The organism is Achromobacter sp. B7, assembly GCF_003600685.1.
Lineage (GTDB): Bacteria > Pseudomonadota > Gammaproteobacteria > Burkholderiales > Burkholderiaceae_B > Achromobacter > Achromobacter spanius_B.
This window is the reverse complement of record NZ_CP032084.1, coordinates 4,931,180-4,949,377: the sequence shown is the minus strand read 5'-3', so window position 1 is coordinate 4,949,377 and position 18,198 is coordinate 4,931,180. Positions and strand designations below refer to the sequence as shown.

Genomic DNA, 18,198 nt, shown 5'->3' with positions numbered 1-18,198 from the left:
GTGCATGCCGGGTTCTGCTGACCTCAAGCATCAAGCCCGGCGGCGCGCGAACACCATGCACACCGGGCTGCCCACGCGCACCTCGTAGCCGTCGTGCGCCAGCGTGCCGTCATGCGCGTTGACGCGCATGCGCACCAGCGTGTCGCTGTCTTCGTTCAGCACGAAGCAGAAGCGGCCGTCGGGCGATAGCGTAAAGAAGCGGGGCGTCTTGCCGCCGGACGGCACGTGCTGCACGGGCGTCAGGCGGCCACTGGACGGGTCCACCCGAAACACGGCGATGCTGTCGTCGCCCCGGTTGGACACGTACAGGTGGCGGCCGTGGGCGTCCACGGCAATGCCGGCGGCGCGGCTGTTGCCGGTACAGGTGTCCGGCAATGATGGCAGCACCTGGAAGGGCTGCAACGCGCCTGCCGTGACCGTGTAGGCCGCCACGGTGTTGTCCAGCTCGTTCACCACATACAGCCAGCGGCCGGTGGGATGAAACGCGGCATGCCGCGGGCCGGCGCCTTCGCGCGTATCGGCCACGCTGTGGGGCGCATCGCCCGTGCCGTGTTGGTCCAGCGCGAAGACGAACACGCGATCCAGCCCCTTGTCGGGCACGGCCACGAAGTGTCCCGACGGATCGACCACGTTGTAGTGCGGCTTGGCAAAGGGCTGCTCTTTGCGGTGCGGGCCGGGCTGGCCGGGCATGGCGATGCGTTGCGCCACCGGACCCAGGGCGCCGTCATCCGCCACGGGCAGCACGGCCAGCGTGCCGCTCAGGTGGTTGGACACCATCAGGAAGCGGCCCGACGGCGCCAGCGCCAGGTGCACGGGGTTGCGGCCCTGGCAGTCCTGCTGGTGCCACGGGGTCAGCGCGCCTTGATGCGGGTCGCGATGCAGCGCGCTGACTTCGTGGCTGTCGCCGTGCACGGTGTAGAGCACGGGCAGCGCGGGATGCGGCAGCAGATAAGAGGGGTTCAGCAGGCCCCCCACTACCTGTGTCAACGTCAAGGCGCCGGTGTCGGGGGCGTAGTCAAAGACGCTGATGCCATCGCCGCGGGCATTGCGTTCGCGCGTGGTGCGCGAGCCGATATAGACGTGCATGGGCTTGCCTTCTTTACAAAACAACAGGCGGCCGGGCACGTCATTGCGCGTCAGGCCGGGGAAGTCAGGATGCCGCTGATGCGCGACAGGTTGTCCAGCGTGCTGCGCAGGTGGCTGGACAGCGCGGCGGCGGCTTCATCGTTGCGCTCGCGTTCCAGCAAATCAAGTATGGCCAGGTGCTGATCGCAGTGCTGTTGGTAGCGGCTGCGGTCCTGCATGGACCGGTACGACAGCAAGCGGCGCACGCGGTTCACGCGCTTGATGGTGTCGATGAAAAATGGGTTGCCCGACGCTTCAACCAGCGATTCATGAAAGCGCACGCCGCGCTCGTGCAGCTGGTCGGCCGTGTCGGTGGCGATGCCGCCGTCCAGCAGGTGTTTCTCGGCGGCGCGGCAGCGTTCGAGGACACTTTTTTCGATGCGGAACGTGGGCTCCAGCAACGCGGCCGGTTCCAGCGCAAGACGCAGCCGGTACGACTGCAACAGGCTGTCCGGCGTGGTCATCATGGACGAGAATTCCCAGCCATAGCCGGGCCGGCGCTGCGCCCAGCCTTCTTGCGACACGCGCGCCAGCAACGCCTGCGTTTGCGCGTTGGTCAGCGCATAGCGCACCCGCAACTGCGCTTCGCTGCATTGCATGGGCAACTGGCCACGCAACAGGTCATCGGCCAGCTTGAAATAGCTTTGCGTGACGATGTCGTTAGCCGAGGGCGGCGCCAGTTCGGCCAGATGGTCCGGGTCGTCGGGCAGGGCGTCGAAGTCCTGCTGCAAGAAGTAGCCACGGTTGGGTTTGCGCGCCACGATGCCGTGGCGCTCCAGCACGCCCAGCGCGTCGTTGACGGGCGAACGCGACAGGCGCAGCCGGTCAGCCAGCTTTTGCGCGGTCAGGTGCGCGCCGCCCGGCAGGCGGTCTTGCCGGATGACTTCAAGAATTTTGGTGACGGTATTGGTTTGCGCGCTCATGGGGTCGTGGCGGGTCGGAGTGTGTCCGCTAGGATAGCGGGAATGACGCCGCCCATCCGCAACAAACGCACGTCCAACTGGGTCTCGACGGCCGCCGTGGCGTGCAACGCGTGCACCGCGCCGTTGGCGCGCAAGATGCGCACCGGCACCGACAGGCGCGGGGCCAGGCTGGCGGCCGGCGCATCGATCTCGATCTGGTCGCCGGACTGCATGGCCAGCGTGTCCGGCGTCACCCCGTCCGGCAGCCGCAGCGGCAGGATGCCCATGCCGATCAGGTTGGACCGGTGGATGCGTTCAAAACTCACGGCCAGCACGGCGCGGATGCCCAGCAGCCGCTGGCCCTTGGCGGCCCAGTCGCGCGATGAGCCCGTGCCAAAGCGCGCGCCGGCCAACAGCACCACGGGCTCCCCCTCCTGGCGGTAGTGTTCGGCCGCTTCCCAGATGGGTTCGACGCGCCCGCTGGGCGCGTGGCGCGTGTGGCCGACGGGGGCATCCGGGCATAGCCGGTTGACCAGGCTTTTGCTGTAGAACGCCGCGCGCATCATCACTTCCCAATTGCCCCGGCGCGAGGCGAACACGTTCAGGTCGTGGCGGTCGTCGCCGCGCGCCACCAGGAAGTCGGCCACCAGGCTGTCGGGCGGGATGGCACTGGCGGGCGACAGGTGGTCGGTGGTGATGTCGTCGCCCAGCACCAGCAGCGGGTGGGCGACGTAGTGGCCCAACTGCCCAGCCTGTTCGGTTGCGGCAAAGGGCGGGCGGCGCAGCGCGGTCGACGCGGGGTCCCACGGAAAACGCGCCGTGTCCGGCGATTGCAGCGCCTGCCACGCCGGGTTGGCGCTGGCGATCTTGAAGGCGGCGCGGTAGTCGTCCGGCTGCAAACCGCGCGCCATCGCGGCATCGATGTCGGCATCGCTGGGCCACAGCTCGTGCAAGGGCACGGGGCGCCCGTCCGCTGCGGTCTGTACGGGCTCTTGCGACAGGTCGCGTTCGGCATCGCCGGCCAGCGCAAAGGCAATGACCAGCGGTGGCGACATCAGGAAGCCCAGGTCCAGATCCGGATGGATGCGGCCGGTGAAGTTGCGATTGCCCGACAGCACGGCAACGGGGTGGACCGCGCCGACGGCCATGGCGTCGCGCACCGGGCCGGGCAGCGACCCGGAATTGCCGATGCAGGTGGTGCAGCCATACCCCACGATGTCAAAACCCACCGCCGCCAGATCGTCCAGCAGGCCGGCGCGCGCCAGGTAGTCGGCGGCGGCGGGCGAGCCCGGGCCCAGCGACGTCTTCACCCAGGCCGGCACGCGCAGGCCGGCCTGGCGCGCCTTGCGGGCCAGCAGGCCGGCCGCCATCAACAGGCGCGGGTCGGACGTGTTGGTGCAACTGGTGATGGCCGCGATGGCGACCGGGTAGCGCGGCAAGCCGCCCACGGCGGGCGCCGCGGGTTGGAAATTCAGCGCGGCCAGGATGGGCTTGGTGTGGCCGTAAGGGTGCAGGTCCTGCGGCCGCTTCGGGCCGGCCACGTGCATGCCGACCTGGTCCAGCGCGATCTCGATCACGCGCGTGTAGCGCGGGCTGGCGTGCGGGTCCAGCGCGATGCCGGCGTGTTCGGCGTAGGCGGCCACGCGCGCGATGTGCGCCTCGGTGCGGCCGGTCTGGCGCAGGTAGTCCAGCGTGGCGGCATCGATGGGAAAGTAGCCGGTGGTGGCGCCGTATTCGGGCGCCATGTTGGCCACCACGCAACGGCTGCCCGCCGACAGGCTGCTGACGCCCGGGCCGAAGAACTCCACGAATTCGCCCGACACCTCGATAGCGCGCAGCCGTTGCGTTACGGTCAGGGCCAGATCGGTGGCGGTAACGCCGGGGGCCAGCGCGCCGGTCAGGCGCACGCCGATCACATCGGGAATGCGCAGCAATGTCGGCATGCCGAACATCACCGTCTGCGCCTCCAGCCCGCCCACGCCCCAGCCCAGCACGCCGATGCCGTTGATCATGGGCGTGTGGCTGTCGGTGCCGATCATCATGTCCGGAAACAGCAGGCCGTCATCGCCCTGGCAGACCACGGTGGCCAGCTGTTCCAGGTTGATGGTGTGCATGATGCCGGTGCCCGGCGGGTGGATGCGCACGTTGGACAAGGCCTTGGACGCCCAGCGCAGGAAGCGGTAGCGCTCGGCGTTGCGGCGCAATTCCAGGTCCAGGTTCAGCGCGGCGGCGTCCGCCCGCGCATAGGCCTCGACGGCCAGCGAATGGTCCACCGACACGTCCACGGGCAACACGGGGTTGAGCACGGCGGGGTCGGTGCCGGCTTCGGCCAAGGCGTCGCGCATGGCCGCGATGTCGACCAGCGCGGGGGTGCTGGTGGTGTCGTGCATCAGTACGCGGCCGGGCTGAAAGGCAATCTCGGCATCGCTGGTGCCCTGGTCCAGCCAGCGCAGCAGGGCGGACACGGCGGCGTCGCGTTCGTTGCCCTGCATGTTGCGCAGCGCGTTTTCCAGCAGCAGGCGCAGCACCACGGGCAAGCGCCAGTAGTCCGCGCCGACCATCGCGGGCAGGTCCAGGCAGGTGTGCGCGACGCCGTTCAGCGTGAAGCGAACGTGGCGCGGCGGCAAGGCATTGGTGTTTTCCATAGCTGCAAGTTTTGCATATTGCACATATAAAATGCAATTAAGTAAAAACCCGGCCGTCGTTTCGAACAGGCCGAAACGGCCGAACGCCCAGCAAGCGGAAGGCCAAACAGGAGACTTGCCATGCCCCCGATCCGACTGCCCGCCGCCGCGACGGCGCGCGCCCTGCCATTGCGGCTGCCTTTGCGTCTGCCTTTGCGTCTGCCATTGCGTCTGCCTTTGAGGCTGACTTTGCCGCTGACTTTGCGGACGGCTTTACGGGCAGCTTTACGGACGGCTTTGCGGCCGGCGCTCTTGCTGCCCCTGGCCTTCTGCCTGGGCGCCGCCGTCCTGCCCGCCGCCTCGGCCGTGGCGGCCGATACCGGCCGGCCCATCAGCCTGATCGTGCCGTTTGCGGCAGGGGGCGGCGTCGACGGCATGGGCCGCTTGCTGGCCGAACGCCTGCGCAGCGAAATGCCGCAGGGCGTCGTGGTGGAAAACAAGCCCGGCGCCAGCGGCATGCTGGGCGCGCAGACGGTGGTGCGTTCCGCCCCGGACGGCACCACCTTGCTGCTGGGGTCGGCGGGCGAAACCGCCATCAACCCGCTGGTGTTCAAGAGCAAGATGCAATATCAGCCGGAAAAGGACCTGGTGCCGATCGCGCTGATCGCGCGGGTGCCCAATGTGCTGGTGGCCAACCCCAAGCTGCCCGTCAGTAATGTGGAGCAGCTGGTCGCGTATGGCCGTGCGCATCCCGACAAGCTGACGTACGCCACCAGCGGCGTGGGCAATCCGCAGCACCTGAACGGTGAGCTGCTGCAATCGCTGGCCGGAATCAAGATGGTGCACGTGCCGTACAAGGGCGCGTCGGCACAGTTGGTGGACGTGGCGGCCGGCAGCGTCGACCTGACGTTTGTCAGCCTGGCGGGCGCCTTGCCTTTCATCAAGAGCGGCAAGGTCAAGCCGCTGGCCGTCACGTCGGCCAAGCGGGCCTCGTTCGCGCCCGACATTCCGGCCGTGGCTGAAACGCCATCCCTGAAGGACTATGCGCTGGAAAACTGGTTCGGCGTGTTCGTGGCGGCCGGCACCCCGCCAGCCGTGCAGCAGAAGTTGGCCGCCGCCATCGACCGCAGCCTGCGTGACGAAAAATTCGTGGCCAGCATCCGCGACCTGGGCGGCGAGGTGCAGCCGATGAGCCAGGACGAATTCCGCGCCTTCATCAAGGCGCAGACAGCGGTGTTCGCCAAGGTGGTGGCCGACGGAAATATCACGGCGGACAACTAGCCCTGGCTCGCGTCGTGCAGCAGCAGTTCCAAGCCCACGCGCTGTCCCGACCGCACCCGGCTGATGGCGTGCCGGGCGGTCACGCGGTAGATCCCTTGTGCGCCTTGTACCGGCCGGTGCGACACCGCGATCACCGCCGCGTCGCCCAACTTCAAGGGCAGCACCATGGGGCGGGACTGCATGCGCGGGCGCTGCTCGGTCATCACGAATTCCCCACCCGTGAAATCCACGTCGGGCTCGGACAATAGCGCGACCAGTTGCAGCCCGAACACGGCTTTCCCGTTGTCGTGATGCGTCAACGCTTGATAGTCGCCCTGCGTCAGCGTGCGCACGGCGGACAGCGGCCGCGTCTGGCCCGCGTCGCGGTTGCGCTGGGTCCATGCCGTGAAGTCGTCGGGGTAGGCGTCGGGTTGGACGTTGGGGTCGGCAGCGGGCAACTGCAAGGCGGCTGACCACGCGCGCGCGATGGGCAGCAGATGCCGGTACAGAACCGGCCGCATGGCAGCCAGCGCGGGGGGCACTGTGGCGCCGACCAGCCGACGCGCGGCGTCCGGCGCGAACAAGCCGGGCAACAGCGCCCAGCCTTGCGCGTCAAGGTCCCGGAATACCTGTGCCCAGTCCGTGTGGTCCAGGGGGCGGTGCAGGGCTTGCCGGCTATCAGGTCGGGTGTCGGTGAAGCGTTCTGGCGGTGTCGGGTCGGGCATCGTGGCGTGGCGGGTGTTTTGTGCGTGGCTCAGCATAGGCTCGCGCGCCGGCCGGCGTCACTCCGAAGTTTGCTATCGAAGTTTGCTATCGACGTTTGCTGCCGAAGTTTGCTTTGCGGCCATGCAGTATGCTTACCCGTTTCATGAACCGCCCCCATCCCGCCCGCAATGACTGATTTTCCCTTTGACGCCGTGTTGTTCGACTGTGACGGCGTGCTGGTCGATTCCGAACCCATCACCAGCCACGTGCTGACCCAGATGTTGAACGAGCTGGGCTGGGACATCACCCACGAAGAAGCCATGCGCATCTTCACCGGCAAGGCCGTGCGGGACGAGCTGCCGTTGATCGAAGCGCGCACCGGCGCCAAGCTGGGGCCGCAATGGTTTGACGAATTCCGCCAGCGTCGCAACGCCGCCCTGGACCGCGACCTGCTTGAAATTCCCGGCGCGCCCGACGCCGTGCGCGCCCTGCACCGCACGCTGGACGGCCGCATCGCCGTGGCGTCCGGTGCCGACCGCCGCAAGGTCGAACTGCAACTGGTCAAGGTCGGCATTGCGGACTGCTTTGATGGACGCGTTTTCAGTGGCCACGAAATGCCGCGCAGCAAGCCGTTTCCCGACGTCTATCTGGCCGCCGCGCAGGCGCTGGGCGTGGACCCCAAGCGTTGCGCCATCGTGGAAGACACGGTCACCGGCGCCACGGCAGGCGTGGCCGCGGGCGCCACGGTGTTCGGCTACAGCCCCGACGCCAACGGCCACAGCGGCGCCGAGGCCTTGCGCAATGTGGGCGTGGCCCACGTGTTCACCGACATGAACCAGTTGCCCGCGCTGCTGGCGGGCTGGCAGGCCGGGGCACGCTGACCGGCCTTGCCGCAGTCCTGCCTGCGCCGGCTATTTCCCGTAATTCGCGTACTGCTCGCCGCCGTCCAGGTCGATGACGGTGCCGCTCAGGTAGCCCGCGCGCGGCGATGCGCCGAACACGATCATGTCGGCCACTTCGGCCGGCTCCATCAGCCGATTGAACGGCAGGTCCGATAGCGTTTCCTGCCACCGCGCTTCGTCGCCCCAGCGGGCCTGCGCGCGTTGCCGCGCCAGGGTCAGCACGCGGTCGGTCCGCGTGCGCGACGGGTTCACGCCAAAGACTCGCACCCCGTGGCGCGGCGCGTCACCGCCCAGCGCGCGGGTAAAGGCGATCAGCGACGCATTGGCCGCCGCGCCGCAGATGTAGTCGGCACGCGGCGCGGCGCCCGCCATGCCGATGATGTTGGCGATGACCCCCGCGCCCGCCTCGCGCATGTGCGGGTAATAGCAGCGCGCCAGGCTGATGTAGCCATGCACCTTCAATTCCCAGCCCGCGCGCCAGCGTTCGTCCTGCACCTGGTCCAGCGCGCCGCCGGGCACCGCGCCCGCGTTGTTCACCAGGATGTCGATGGGGCCGGTGTCTTGCGCCAGCCGTTGCGCCGCGCCGGGCTGTGCCAGGTCCAGCGTCACGGCCTGGGCCGCGCGCCCGGTCTGCTCGCGGATGGACGCGGTGGCCGCATGCAGCGCCGCATCGTCGCGTGCCACCAGGATGGGGTCCGCGCCTTCGCGCGCGAACGCCACGGCGCACGCCAGGCCGATACCCTTTGACGCGCCCGTGATCAGCACGCGTTTTCCGGCCAGCTGCAAGTCCATGTCTGCCTCCTGTGAATTCGCGCCCGCACACGCGGCGCAAGCCATGGTTGTAAACCAGTTGCGTGGGCCAAACCAGTAAGAAAACGCAGCATGGCGCGGGCACCGGCGCGCCTGCTATGCTGCTTCACCCTTGTCTTGCAGGAAGCGAAAGATGGCGCAAGTCTGGCTGGAAATCTGGTCCACGGTACGCAGCGAGTTCGCGGATATCCCCGACGTCGGCGAAGCCACGCGCATTGTGCTGCGCTTGGGGATGGCGGTGTTCCTGGGCGGGCTGCTGGGCTATGAACGTGAGCGCAGCGGAAAGGCCGCGGGCCTGCGCACGCACATGCTGGTGGCGCTGGGCGCGGCAATCTTCGTGCTGGTGCCCCTGCAAGGCGGCATGGAAGTGGGCGACATCAGCCGGGTGCTGCAAGGGGTGATCGCCGGCATTGGCTTTTTGGGGGCGGGCGCCATCATCAAGCTCAGCGATGAACGAGAAATCCATGGGCTGACCACCTCGGCCAGCATCTGGATGACGGCGGCGATCGGCGTGGCGGCGGGGATGGGACGCGAGGCCACGGCGCTGGTCAGCACCTTGCTGGCGCTGTTCGTCCTGGCCGTGCTGCGCCGCGTCGAGGCCCGCATCTGGGAACGCAAGGACAAAAATAGCGTGATCGCCACCGACGACAAGCCGGCGCGTAACGTTTGAACAACGGTTGAACAACGGCGTTCAGCTGCCGCCGGACACGTCGATGAACGAGCCGCTGGTGTAGCCGGCTTCTTCGGAACACAGCCACATGACGGCGCCGGCTACTTCCTCGACCGAGCCGCCGCGCCGTAACGGGATGACGCTTTTCAGGCGGTCGACGCGGCCGGGTTCGCCGCCGCTGGCGTGCATGTCGGTGTAGATGGTGCCCGGGCGCACGCCATTGACGCGGATGCCTTCGGGCGCCACTTCCTTGGACAGGCCGATGGTCATCGTGTCCAGCGCGCCCTTGGATGCCGCATAGTCCACGTATTCGTTGGGCGAGCCCAGGCGCGCGGCGGCCGAGGACACGTTGACGATGGCGCCGCCCTGGCCGCCGTGCCGCGTCGACATCCTGCGCACGGCTTCGCGCGCGCACAGAAAAGCGCCGATGACGTTCGTGGACAGCACGCGCAGCAGGCGGTCGGCTTCCATTTCGTCCAGCCGCATCTGCGTTTCCAGAATGCCCGCGTTGTTGACCAGCGCATCGATGCGGCCCAGGCGCTCGTCCAGCGTGCGGAACATGTGCAGCACGTCATCCTCTTGCGACACGTCGGCCTGGATGGCCAGCGCGGTGCCGCCATCTTGCTGGATGTCGGCCACCACGGCGTCGGCGGCGTCGGAATGGGTGCGGTAATTGATGCCTACCGCGTAGCCCCGGCGCGCGGCCAGCTTGGCGACGGCGGCGCCGATACCCCGGCTGCCGCCGGTAACGAGTATGACTTTCGGCATGGTGTTCTCCTGGATGCGATTCACGGTAGCAGAACCGGGGGCGTCAAATCCAGACGTCGTTGGGCGCGCTGCGCTCGCCGCCGTGGTCGCCGGTATTGGGTACGCCACAGGGTTCCACCAGCATCAGGTGGGCCTCTTCGGTGGCGCAGGGTTTGTGCTCCACGCCTTTGGGGATGACGGTCATGTCGCCCGGACCCAGGTCGATGTGGCCCAGGTCGGTCTGCCCATCACGCAGGTCGATGCGCAGGCGGCCGCTGATCACGATGAAGGTTTCGTCGGTGTCGGCATGGCTGTGCCAGACGAATTCGCCTTGCACCTTGACCACCTTGAACTGGTAGTCGTTCATCTGCGCGATGACCTTGGGGCGCCAGTGTTCGTTGAACAGGGCCAGCTTGCCGGCAATGTTGATGGCGGGAATGGGGGGCATTTTGAAAGCCAGGATGAATGATGACCTCGCAAGCTTAGGGCTTGGGCCGGCTTGGCGTCTTGTACGTTCTTGCAGGTTTTGCAGGTGGGTGGGAGGGTTCCGGGGCCGTTGCCGGCTGTTGTAATTTTCTTTGGCCGCCGCGCGCACTAGCGGTGCAGCATGCGGCGCCAACGGTCGGGCGTCATGCCGTAGGTCTGCGCATGGCGGCGTGTCAGGTGGCTTTGGTCGGTAAAGCCGGCGCCGGCCGAGGCGTCGGCCAACGACGCACCGGCCGCGATCAGGCGGCGCGCCAAGTCCAGCCGGCGCAGCATGACGTAGCGGTAGGGGCTGGTGCCGAACAGGGCCCGAAAATCGCGCGACAGGCTCCAGCGGTCTTTGCCCGCGGCCTGGGCTAGCGCGTCCAGCGTGATCGTGGTGTCCAGCGACGCGTGGATGTACTGGCGCGCGCGCTCGGTGGCGACGTAGTCGGCGCAGCGGCGGCCGCGCGGCCTGCCCGCGGCGGCGCACAGTGCATGCGCCAGGTCGTATAGCGCGTCGTCTTCCTGCAAGGGGTCAAGCGCCGCGTGCGTGTCTTGCAGCAGCGCGCCGCTGGCGGCGTACAGCCGGGCGTCGGCCGAGATGCCGCCAGGGATGAACGGCAAGGGCCGCCCGCCCAGAATCTGCTGGATCAGCGCGGGCTCGACATAAAGCATGCGGTAATGAAAGCCGGCCTCGGTGCCCGCTTGGCCGTCATGCGCTTCGTCGGGGTGCAGCACGATGGTGCCGCCGGGCAGGCTGTGCCGAACGGCGCGGCGGTAGTGAAAGCTCTGCACGCCCGCCAGCGTACGGCCGATGGCGTAGGTGTCGTGGCGGTGCATGTCGTAACCATGACCCCCGAAGTAGGCTTCGATGCGCTCCACGTGGCCGGTGTCGGCGGCGCGAAGGATCCAGTCCTGAGTCGGTGTGGCGCGGGTCATGGCGGCCTGCCTTGGGGTTAAGGCTGGGCTAGCGTAATGGCTAGGTCAGGGGGGTTACGCCTTCACCTGCACCAGTACGAACTCGTTGCCGTACAGGTCGATGAAGTGGGCGTAGACGGTGCTGTCGTCATGGACGGGTTCTTTGGTGAAGCGCACGCCGCGCGCGACAAAGCTGCCGTGGTCGCGCATGACGTCGTCGGTGTAGAACACGCCCACCGGCTGGCCGCCGGTCTGGTCGCCGACGCGGTCGCGTTGCGCCTGCGTCAGCGCTTGCAGCAGCCAGACACCCACCGCCGGTTGGGCGGGCAGGCGCAGGTGCACGTAGCGCTGCTGGCCCACGGGCATATCTGCGAATACCTCCATGCCCAGCTTGTCTTGATAGAAGGAAATGGCGGTGTCGTAGTCGTTCACGAGAAGGACGAGACGGCCCAGCGAATGCATGTCAGGACTCTCTTTGAGGTTAAGCGTGCGGCTATGCTAACCCGCCCAGGCCCCTTTTTTGTTTAATCGGCCTCGCGCACGAGCCGCAGGCCGACCAGGGGGTAGCGCGTTTCCTGCGTATTCCAGTTGCGATACGACGAACGCGTGTACAGCGCCCAGGTATGCCAGGACCCGCCCCGGCGCACGCGTACGTTGCCGCTGGCCGGGCCGGTGGGGTCGTCGGTGGGCGACTGCGCGTAATAGTCTTCGCCATACCAGTCCGACACCCATTCCCAGGCGTTGCCGTGCATGTCATACAAGCCGAAGGCGTTGGGCGCATAGCTGGCCACCGGCGCGGTAAAGGTGTTGCCGTCGTGGCGTGGGTTGGCAAAGGCGTGCCATTTTGGCCACAGGGGCGCGGTGTCGGCGTCAAAGCCGTTGCCCACGTCCGCCATGCCGGCCGGGTCGTCGCCATTCTGATAGCGCGTGCGGGTGCCGGCGCGGCAGGCGTATTCCCATTCCGCTTCGGTGGGCAGGCGGTAGACGTGGCCTTCTTGCTGGGTAAGCCAGCGCGCCAGGGCGGTGGCGTCGTTCCAGCTGATGTTCACCACCGGGTGGTCGTCGGTCTGCGCAAAGCCGGGGTTGCGCCAGGAATAGCGGCGGTCGCGGCCTTCAAAGGCGTCGCCGCGTTCGGATTTGTCGGGATCATACGCGGCGTTGTAGCCGTAGCCTCCCGTGCCGTCCGCCTCGGACTCGGGCACGTAGCCGGATGCCTCGATAAAACGTTTGAACTGCCCGACCGTGACCTCGGTGCGTTCCAGGTAGAAGGGCCGGGTGATGCGCACCGTGTGCACGGGCGCTTCATCGAACAGCTGGGTGAAACGGTCCTTGGGATATTGGGGGTAGTCACGGGCGAGCGTCTCGGCCGATTCGTCGCTGCCCATCTGGAACGTGCCGGCGGGTATGGCCACGAATGTCATGTCCAGCGAATTGACGAGCAGCGCGGGCGGCTCGGCCGCCGCTGCGGGCAAGGACAGCGCCGCGCCGGCCAGGCACAGGACGGCAACGGGCAGGCGGGGTGACAACAGGCGGGGTGACAGCAGGCGGGGTGACAGCAGGCGGGCAAGTAGCGGGCGAAGGCGGGTACGCATGATTGTCGGCGGCATAGGCGCAAGAAGGCGCAAGGGGCGCAATAGGGCGGGGGCGAAGTGCGCCCGACGGGGGCGCGGGCAGGGGTGCGAAAGTGTAGGGCGGCCGTTCGGGCACGGCCAGACGCGGTCAACCCTAGTGTCGGCCCCCGGCTGTCGGCTAGCGCTGTCAGCCCGCCTTGCGCAGCGTGAAGTTGATGCGTCGGCTGCCCAGCCGGGGGTGCGGGGCTTCCTTCATCGGCATCACGCCGTGATAGCGCAGGCGGTCCACGCCGCCCCAGACCACCACGTCGCCATGAAACAAGGGCACGCGCGCCGCCTTGTCGGCGCGGTCGTCGCCGCCGAAGAGGAACAGCGCGGGCATGCCCAGCGACACCGACACGATCGGCGCGTCGAAATCTCGTTCATTCTTGTCCTGATGCAAGGACAAGCGAGACCCCGGTTCGTAGCGGTTTACCAGGCAGGCGTCGGGCGTAAAGCCGGGAAAGCCGGCTTCCAGCGCGGCGGCTTGCGCCAGTTGCAAAAACGCGGCGGGCAGCGCCGGCCAGGGTTGGCCGGACAGGGGATCAATGCGCGTATAGCGGTACCCGTGCGCGTCCGTCGTCCACCCCCATTCGCCGCAATTGGTCAGCGCTACCGACATGGTGTAGCCGCCCGGCGTGCGCATGTGGCGAAAGGGCGACTGCGCGGTCACGGTGTCCACGCCTTGCAGCAGCGCGTCGGCGTGCGCCAGCGCAAAGCCGCGAAGCGCATAAGACTGAGGGCCGATCTGGTCCCGGCCGTGCTGCGCGGTGTCTTCGTCGTCGAACAGGTTCAGGGTCATGGCGGGGCCTATCGTGTGGCGGGCCTAATTCGCGGTGGGCCTATTGTGTTGCGGCCTATTGTGCGGTGGCCTATTGTGCGGTGGCCAATGGTGCGGCGGCCTGTTGTGCGGCGACCCATGGTGCGGCGGCCTATCGTGCGGCGGCCTATTGTGCGTCATGAAAGATCAGCCCCAGCGTGTGGCGTCGGCCCGTGTGCAGCGCGCTGACGCCGTGCCGCATTGCCGTCTTGCGCCAGCCGCGCACGCCCGGCACGGGACGCAGGTTCACGGTGAAGATCAGCGCGTCGCCCTGTTGCAAGGGCAGCACGTCGATGCGTTGCTCGCGGCTGCTGGTCTCCTGCATGACGAATTCTCCGCCCGTGAAATCGTGGCCGGGGCGCGACAACAGGATGGCCACTTGCAGCGGGAACACGTGTTCGCCATACAAGTCCTGATGCAGGCAGTTGTAGTCGCCCGGGCCGTATTGCAGGATCAAGGGCGTGGGGCGGCGCTGGCCGGCGTCGTGGCAACGTTGCAGGAAGGCGGCGTGGTTGTCAGGGTATTGCACCGCAATGCCCAACTGCCGGTTCCAGCGGTTGGCAATGGGAGCCAGGCGCGGATACAGCGCGGTACGCAGCTCGTGCAGCAAGGGCGGCAAAGGGTAGGAAAAATACTTGTATTCGCCCCGCCCGAAGCCATGCCGCGCCATCACGATGCGGCTGCGGTAGCGGTCGGGTTCGTCGTACCGATTTGCGAAGTCGTCGCATTGCGCGGGCGTCAACAGGCCGGGCACGATGGCATTGCCGTGCGCGTCCAACGAGTGCGTGATGGCGGTCCAGTCCAGGTCGGGAAAAGCGGGGCAGGGCGGGGCATCCATGGCGATCGGCAAGTGCGGTGAAACAAAACCGTGAATCTACGTCCGGCAGGGGTGGCGGCGAACTCCGCTTGTTGCGATGGCGATAAGCCCGGCAAATGGGACATTACGAACGTTATAGCAGCGCGTCTCAAGACCTGCCACAGCCGCGTGCCACGGGAGTGGGCCGGGGGCGGGGGCAAAGGCAGTGGGCAAAGGCAGCGTGCAAAGGCAGCGTGCAAAGGCAGCGTGCAAAGGCAGCGTGCCAGGCCAGCGTGCCAGGGCGCGGGGCCACAGCCACGAATCGCCGCCGCAAGTCACCCGTCACAGCAGCGATTCCAATGGCAGCAGGGAAACGAACCATACCGAGAACCGCTTCCACGCCGACGTGCCGGGCTCGGTATCGTGGCGCACCCTCTTGCCATCGCGTTGCTCCTCCCAGATCACGTCGCCCTGCTCGTTCAGGCATACGCGGTAGGCCAGCTTGGGCAACTCTTGCTGGAAGGCGTTGGCGATGCCGGCCGCGAGCGTGGGGCTGTCGATGACAAAGCCCAGCTCGGTATTCAGGGTGGCGGATCGCGGATCAAAGTTGAACGATCCGACGAACACGCGCCGGCCATCCACGGCAAAGGTCTTGGCATGCAAGCTGGAGCCCGAGCTGCCAAAGGGCCCCATGCTTTTGTTGCGATCCGCGCCGCGCGCCTGCCGCTTCATCTCGAACAGTTCCACGCCACTGGCCAGCAAGTCCTTGCGGCGCCGGGCATAACCGGAATGCACCACCGCCACGTCGGTCGCTTCCAGCGCGTTGGTCAGCACCTGCACCTTGACCCCGCTTTGCGCCAGCTTTCCGAATGCCTCGGTGCCACGGGCGGTGGGCACGAAGTAGGGCGACACCAAGTACAGATCCTGCGTGGGCGCGCCGATGATGTCGTGCAACTGATGCGGCAGCATGGCTTCGGGTGGCGCGGTGCCCAGTGTCTTGCGCGGGTCGTCGCTGACCATCCGGGTATCGGCCCATTCCAGCGTCAGATCGCCGGCCAGCAACTGCCGGATGAAAGGCAGCCGCTTCATGGCACGCGCGTACGCCGCGGCCTCGGGCGAGCCCTCGACTTTGCTGGCCTGCTCTTCCAGCGCGTCCAGCTCGCCGGGGCCGGCCGGTTTCAGTATCCGGTCGACCGGGTAAGCCGAATCGCTGCTCCAGTAGCGGTCAAAATCCTTGGACACGTCGTTCACCGCCGCGCCGATTGCCAACACGTCCAGGTCGGTGAACAGCACGCCGCTGGTGGCCCCAAAGTACTCGTCGCCGATGTTGCGGCCGCCGATGATGGTGGCCTGGTTGTCGGCGGTGAACGACTTGTTGTGCATGCGCCGGTTCAGGCGGCTGAAATCCGTGACGTAGCCCAATGGCTTGGGCCAGCGCAACACAAACGGGTTGTACAGCCGCACCTCGATCATTGGGTGGGCGTCCAGCGCGGCCAACACTTTGTCCAGCCCGGCCGTGCCGTTGTCGTCCAGCAGCAGGCGCACGCGTACGCCCCGGTCTGCCGCGGCGTGCAGCGCTTCCAGCAGCATGGTGCCCGTCATGTCGTTGTGCCAGATGTAGTACTGCACATCCAGGCTGCGCTCGGCGGCGCGGGCCAGCATCATCCGGGCGGCGAAAGCGTCATGCGCATCGCCCAAGGGGTGGATGCCCGACTTGCCGGGGTGCGCGGCGGCCAGCGGCGTGATGCCACGGCCCAGCGCGGTGGCCGCTGCGTCCTCGGGCGTCAGCGCCTGTGATTCGTGACGCTTGTCCAGCGGGGGCAGGCTGCAACCACCCAGAAACGATAGGCAAAGGAGGGGCATGAGTAGGGTTCGGGCCAAAAGCATGCCGTATTGTGCCGAATTTCCTCACGCGCTCGGCGCCTTGTGGTGTTTCCGTATCTGGGATAAATTCCCGGATATGGAAAATGCAAGCAACGATCTTGATTTGGACCGCCGCATCGCCCACCGGCTGCGCGCACTGAGGCAGGAACGCGGCTGGTCGCTGGACGAGCTTGCCGGCCTGGCGGGCGTCAGCCGCGCCACGCTCTCACGCCTGGAAAACGCCGAGGTCAGCCCCACGGCGTCTGTGCTGGGCAAGCTGTGCGCCGCGCACGGCATGACCATGTCGCGCCTGATGATGATGGTGGAAGACGACTTCGCGCCGCTCGTCCCAGAAAGCGCCCAGGCGGTGTGGGTGGACGACAGCGCGGGATTTCGCCGGCGCTCGGTGTCCCCGCCCGCGCAGCAACTGGCCGGCGAAGTGCTGGCCTGCGAACTGGCGCCCGGCGCCCGCATCGCCTACGACCAATCGCCCCGGCCAGGTCTGGAGCACCACCTGTTGATGCTGGAGGGCGAACTGGCCATCACCGTCGACGGGCAAACGTACACGTTGGCGCCGGGCGACTGCCTGCGCTACCAACTGTTCGGCGCCAGCCTGTTCGTGACCCCGCCGCAACGCGGTGCCCGCTACCTGTTGTTCATCGTCTGAGCCCACCATGAAGTCCATGCCACCCATGACACCCATGCCACCCATGACACTAGACCGCGCCAATACCGACGTAACCCTGTTGACGGCTGACGCCGCCCGCGCCTGCCTGAACGAGCTGGGCGACGTGCTGCATGCCTGCGTGCACGGCGGCGCCAGCGTCAGCTTCGTCCTGCCGTATTCCACCGACGACGCCCAAGCATTCTGGCGCAACAAGGTGCTGCCGGCGGTAGAAGGCGGCCGTCTGTCGCTGTGGGTCGCCCGCCAGAACGGCCGCATCGCCGGATCGGTGCAACTGGATACCGACACCCCGCCCAACCAACCGCACCGCGCCGAGATCCGCAAACTGCTGGTCCACCCCGACTTCCGCCGCCGCGGCATCGCCCGCGACCTGATGCGAGCCGCGGAAGCCCACGCCATCCACCTGGGCCGCACCCTGCTTACCCTGGACACCCGCAGCGGCGACAACGCCGAACCGCTATACACATCGCTAGGCTACGCCACGGTAGGCCAGATCCCCGGCTTCAGCCGCGACCCGCACGATCCGGGCAAGCTGGACGCGACAACGATCATGTACAAGCGGGTTTGACGGGCTCGGCAAAGCCGCAGAGTTCGTCGATCTCTTTGGGGAACGAGGTGTAGGGCACGTTGTATTCGATGAATTCGGCGAGGCTTTCCGGGATCCCTATCAAGACCGACCAGAGGATTTTTGCGGGCGCTCACAATGGCGCCCACCGCTTCCCTTTTGGGCTGGCAAGGTCGCTGCGGTACCTGTCAGCCCAATCGCGTTAGAAACGCAAGAAGGTCCACAATAAAAACGGGCCAGATTTGACCCGGTCGAGTCAAATCTGGCCCGCTAGCCTGGCCGCTTACCGCAGGCAGGGACGTTATGCCATCAAGCCAGCGGCTTGATACCCACGCTGTACGGGGGCGCGTTGCCGCGGGCGGGGGCTTTGATCTTCAGCATCGAGCCACCGGGGGTGAACTCGAATTCCTGAAACGGCACTTCAAACCATTGGTGAAAGCTGGTGCGCGAGAACTCGGGCACCCAGACTTTGGGGCGCTTGGCGTCGCAGTGGAATTCAACCAGCGTGCGGTCGATGCCCAGCGGACGCGTGTTGCCAATGCGGTAGCTGACGCGCAGCTCGGCGCTTTCTGTCGAGCCGGGGCGCCAGGTCAGGCCGATGGATTCCATGAATTGTTCAATCGCCTGAATACCGCGATGCATAGTTGACTCCGAATGCTGGCGGGCGACGCGCGCCCACAAAAATCCGCCGCATGCAGCGGCGGGAAACACCCGAATTATCCGACATTCCG

19 protein-coding genes are annotated in these 18,198 nt (G+C 67.1%); 5 read left to right on the top strand and 14 right to left on the bottom strand.

Going from position 1 to position 18,198, the window contains the following annotated elements:
* Window positions 1-30: 30 nt before the first annotated feature.
* The 3 genes from DVB37_RS22475 to acnA are packed head-to-tail and all read right to left on the bottom strand — an operon-like array spanning window position 31 to window position 4,672.
* On the bottom strand, window positions 31-1,086 hold the full coding sequence (locus DVB37_RS22475; RefSeq protein ID WP_120156814.1) for a lactonase family protein: 1,056 nt from the start codon (window positions 1,084-1,086) through the stop codon (window positions 31-33).
* A 50-nt stretch (window positions 1,087-1,136) separates the two neighbouring features.
* Entirely contained in the window at window positions 1,137-2,048 is a 912-nt protein-coding gene (locus tag DVB37_RS22470; RefSeq protein WP_120156813.1) for a GntR family transcriptional regulator, read from the bottom strand.
* Window positions 2,045-4,672, bottom strand: a complete 2,628-nt coding sequence (gene acnA / locus DVB37_RS22465; RefSeq protein WP_120156812.1) for an aconitate hydratase AcnA — start codon at window positions 4,670-4,672, stop codon at window positions 2,045-2,047. The genes DVB37_RS22470 and acnA overlap by 4 nt, the downstream gene beginning before the upstream one ends.
* 291 nt (window positions 4,673-4,963) lie before the next feature.
* Here acnA and DVB37_RS22460 point away from each other — a divergent pair, with 291 nt between their 5' ends.
* The gene (locus DVB37_RS22460) at window positions 4,964-5,932 is read left to right on the top strand and encodes a tripartite tricarboxylate transporter substrate binding protein (RefSeq protein ID WP_240433962.1); all 969 of its coding nucleotides are present in this window, start codon (window positions 4,964-4,966) and stop codon (window positions 5,930-5,932) included.
* Here DVB37_RS22460 and DVB37_RS22455 read toward each other — a convergent pair.
* Complete coding sequence (locus DVB37_RS22455; RefSeq protein ID WP_120156811.1) at window positions 5,929-6,672, bottom strand: 2OG-Fe(II) oxygenase; 744 nt, start codon at window positions 6,670-6,672, stop codon at window positions 5,929-5,931. The two genes, DVB37_RS22460 and DVB37_RS22455, sit on opposite strands and share 4 nt — an antisense overlap.
* A 132-nt stretch (window positions 6,673-6,804) precedes the next feature.
* Here DVB37_RS22455 and DVB37_RS22450 point away from each other — a divergent pair, with 132 nt between their 5' ends.
* Complete coding sequence (locus DVB37_RS22450) at window positions 6,805-7,497, top strand: HAD family phosphatase (RefSeq protein ID WP_104142258.1); 693 nt, start codon at window positions 6,805-6,807, stop codon at window positions 7,495-7,497.
* Between the two features lie 30 nt (window positions 7,498-7,527).
* On the opposite strand, the gene DVB37_RS22445 is transcribed toward DVB37_RS22450, so the two are convergent.
* Window positions 7,528-8,310, bottom strand: coding sequence for an SDR family oxidoreductase (locus tag DVB37_RS22445; protein ID WP_120156810.1), 783 nt, complete (start codon window positions 8,308-8,310; stop codon window positions 7,528-7,530).
* A 151-nt stretch (window positions 8,311-8,461) separates the two neighbouring features.
* Here DVB37_RS22445 and DVB37_RS22440 point away from each other — a divergent pair, with 151 nt between their 5' ends.
* A complete protein-coding gene (locus DVB37_RS22440; protein WP_104142260.1) occupies window positions 8,462-8,998 on the top strand; it encodes an MgtC/SapB family protein in 537 nt (178 codons plus the stop codon).
* 21 nt (window positions 8,999-9,019) lie between these two features.
* Here DVB37_RS22440 and DVB37_RS22435 read toward each other — a convergent pair whose 3' ends face one another.
* The 8 genes from DVB37_RS22435 to DVB37_RS22400 all read right to left on the bottom strand — a co-directional run bounded on the left by DVB37_RS22435 (window position 9,020) and on the right by DVB37_RS22400 (window position 16,241).
* On the bottom strand, window positions 9,020-9,766 hold the full coding sequence (locus DVB37_RS22435; RefSeq protein WP_046806762.1) for an SDR family oxidoreductase: 747 nt from the start codon (window positions 9,764-9,766) through the stop codon (window positions 9,020-9,022).
* Window positions 9,767-9,809: 43 nt separating this feature from the next.
* Complete coding sequence (locus tag DVB37_RS22430) at window positions 9,810-10,193, bottom strand: cupin domain-containing protein (RefSeq protein ID WP_104142261.1); 384 nt, start codon at window positions 10,191-10,193, stop codon at window positions 9,810-9,812.
* Window positions 10,194-10,339: 146 nt separating this feature from the next.
* Window positions 10,340-11,149 carry an AraC family transcriptional regulator gene (locus DVB37_RS22425; RefSeq protein ID WP_104142263.1) on the bottom strand — a complete coding sequence of 270 codons (810 nt, stop codon included), beginning with the start codon at window positions 11,147-11,149 and terminating at the stop codon, window positions 10,340-10,342.
* Between the two features lie 54 nt (window positions 11,150-11,203).
* A complete protein-coding gene (locus DVB37_RS22420; protein WP_046806761.1) occupies window positions 11,204-11,590 on the bottom strand; it encodes a VOC family protein in 387 nt (128 codons plus the stop codon).
* Window positions 11,591-11,652: 62 nt separating this feature from the next.
* Window positions 11,653-12,720, bottom strand: a complete 1,068-nt coding sequence (locus DVB37_RS22415) for a formylglycine-generating enzyme family protein (protein WP_240433961.1) — start codon at window positions 12,718-12,720, stop codon at window positions 11,653-11,655.
* 166 nt (window positions 12,721-12,886) lie between these two features.
* Entirely contained in the window at window positions 12,887-13,540 is a 654-nt protein-coding gene (gene alkB, locus DVB37_RS22410) for a DNA oxidative demethylase AlkB (RefSeq protein WP_120156809.1), read from the bottom strand.
* 145 nt (window positions 13,541-13,685) lie between these two features.
* Window positions 13,686-14,396 carry a 2OG-Fe(II) oxygenase gene (locus DVB37_RS22405; protein ID WP_120156808.1) on the bottom strand — a complete coding sequence of 237 codons (711 nt, stop codon included), beginning with the start codon at window positions 14,394-14,396 and terminating at the stop codon, window positions 13,686-13,688.
* A 300-nt stretch (window positions 14,397-14,696) separates the two neighbouring features.
* Window positions 14,697-16,241, bottom strand: a complete 1,545-nt coding sequence (locus DVB37_RS22400; protein WP_240433960.1) for a phospholipase D family protein — start codon at window positions 16,239-16,241, stop codon at window positions 14,697-14,699.
* A gap of 73 nt (window positions 16,242-16,314) precedes the next feature.
* Between DVB37_RS22400 and DVB37_RS22395 the strand changes: the two genes are divergently transcribed.
* Window positions 16,315-16,884 carry a helix-turn-helix domain-containing protein gene (locus DVB37_RS22395; protein ID WP_120156806.1) on the top strand — a complete coding sequence of 190 codons (570 nt, stop codon included), beginning with the start codon at window positions 16,315-16,317 and terminating at the stop codon, window positions 16,882-16,884.
* Window positions 16,885-16,900: 16 nt separating this feature from the next.
* A complete protein-coding gene (locus DVB37_RS22390; RefSeq protein ID WP_240434176.1) occupies window positions 16,901-17,470 on the top strand; it encodes a GNAT family N-acetyltransferase in 570 nt (189 codons plus the stop codon).
* A 306-nt stretch (window positions 17,471-17,776) separates the two neighbouring features.
* Here DVB37_RS22390 and DVB37_RS22385 read toward each other — a convergent pair whose 3' ends face one another.
* On the bottom strand, window positions 17,777-18,109 hold the full coding sequence (locus tag DVB37_RS22385; protein ID WP_006221349.1) for a hypothetical protein: 333 nt from the start codon (window positions 18,107-18,109) through the stop codon (window positions 17,777-17,779).
* Between the last annotated feature and the right edge of the window lie 89 nt (window positions 18,110-18,198).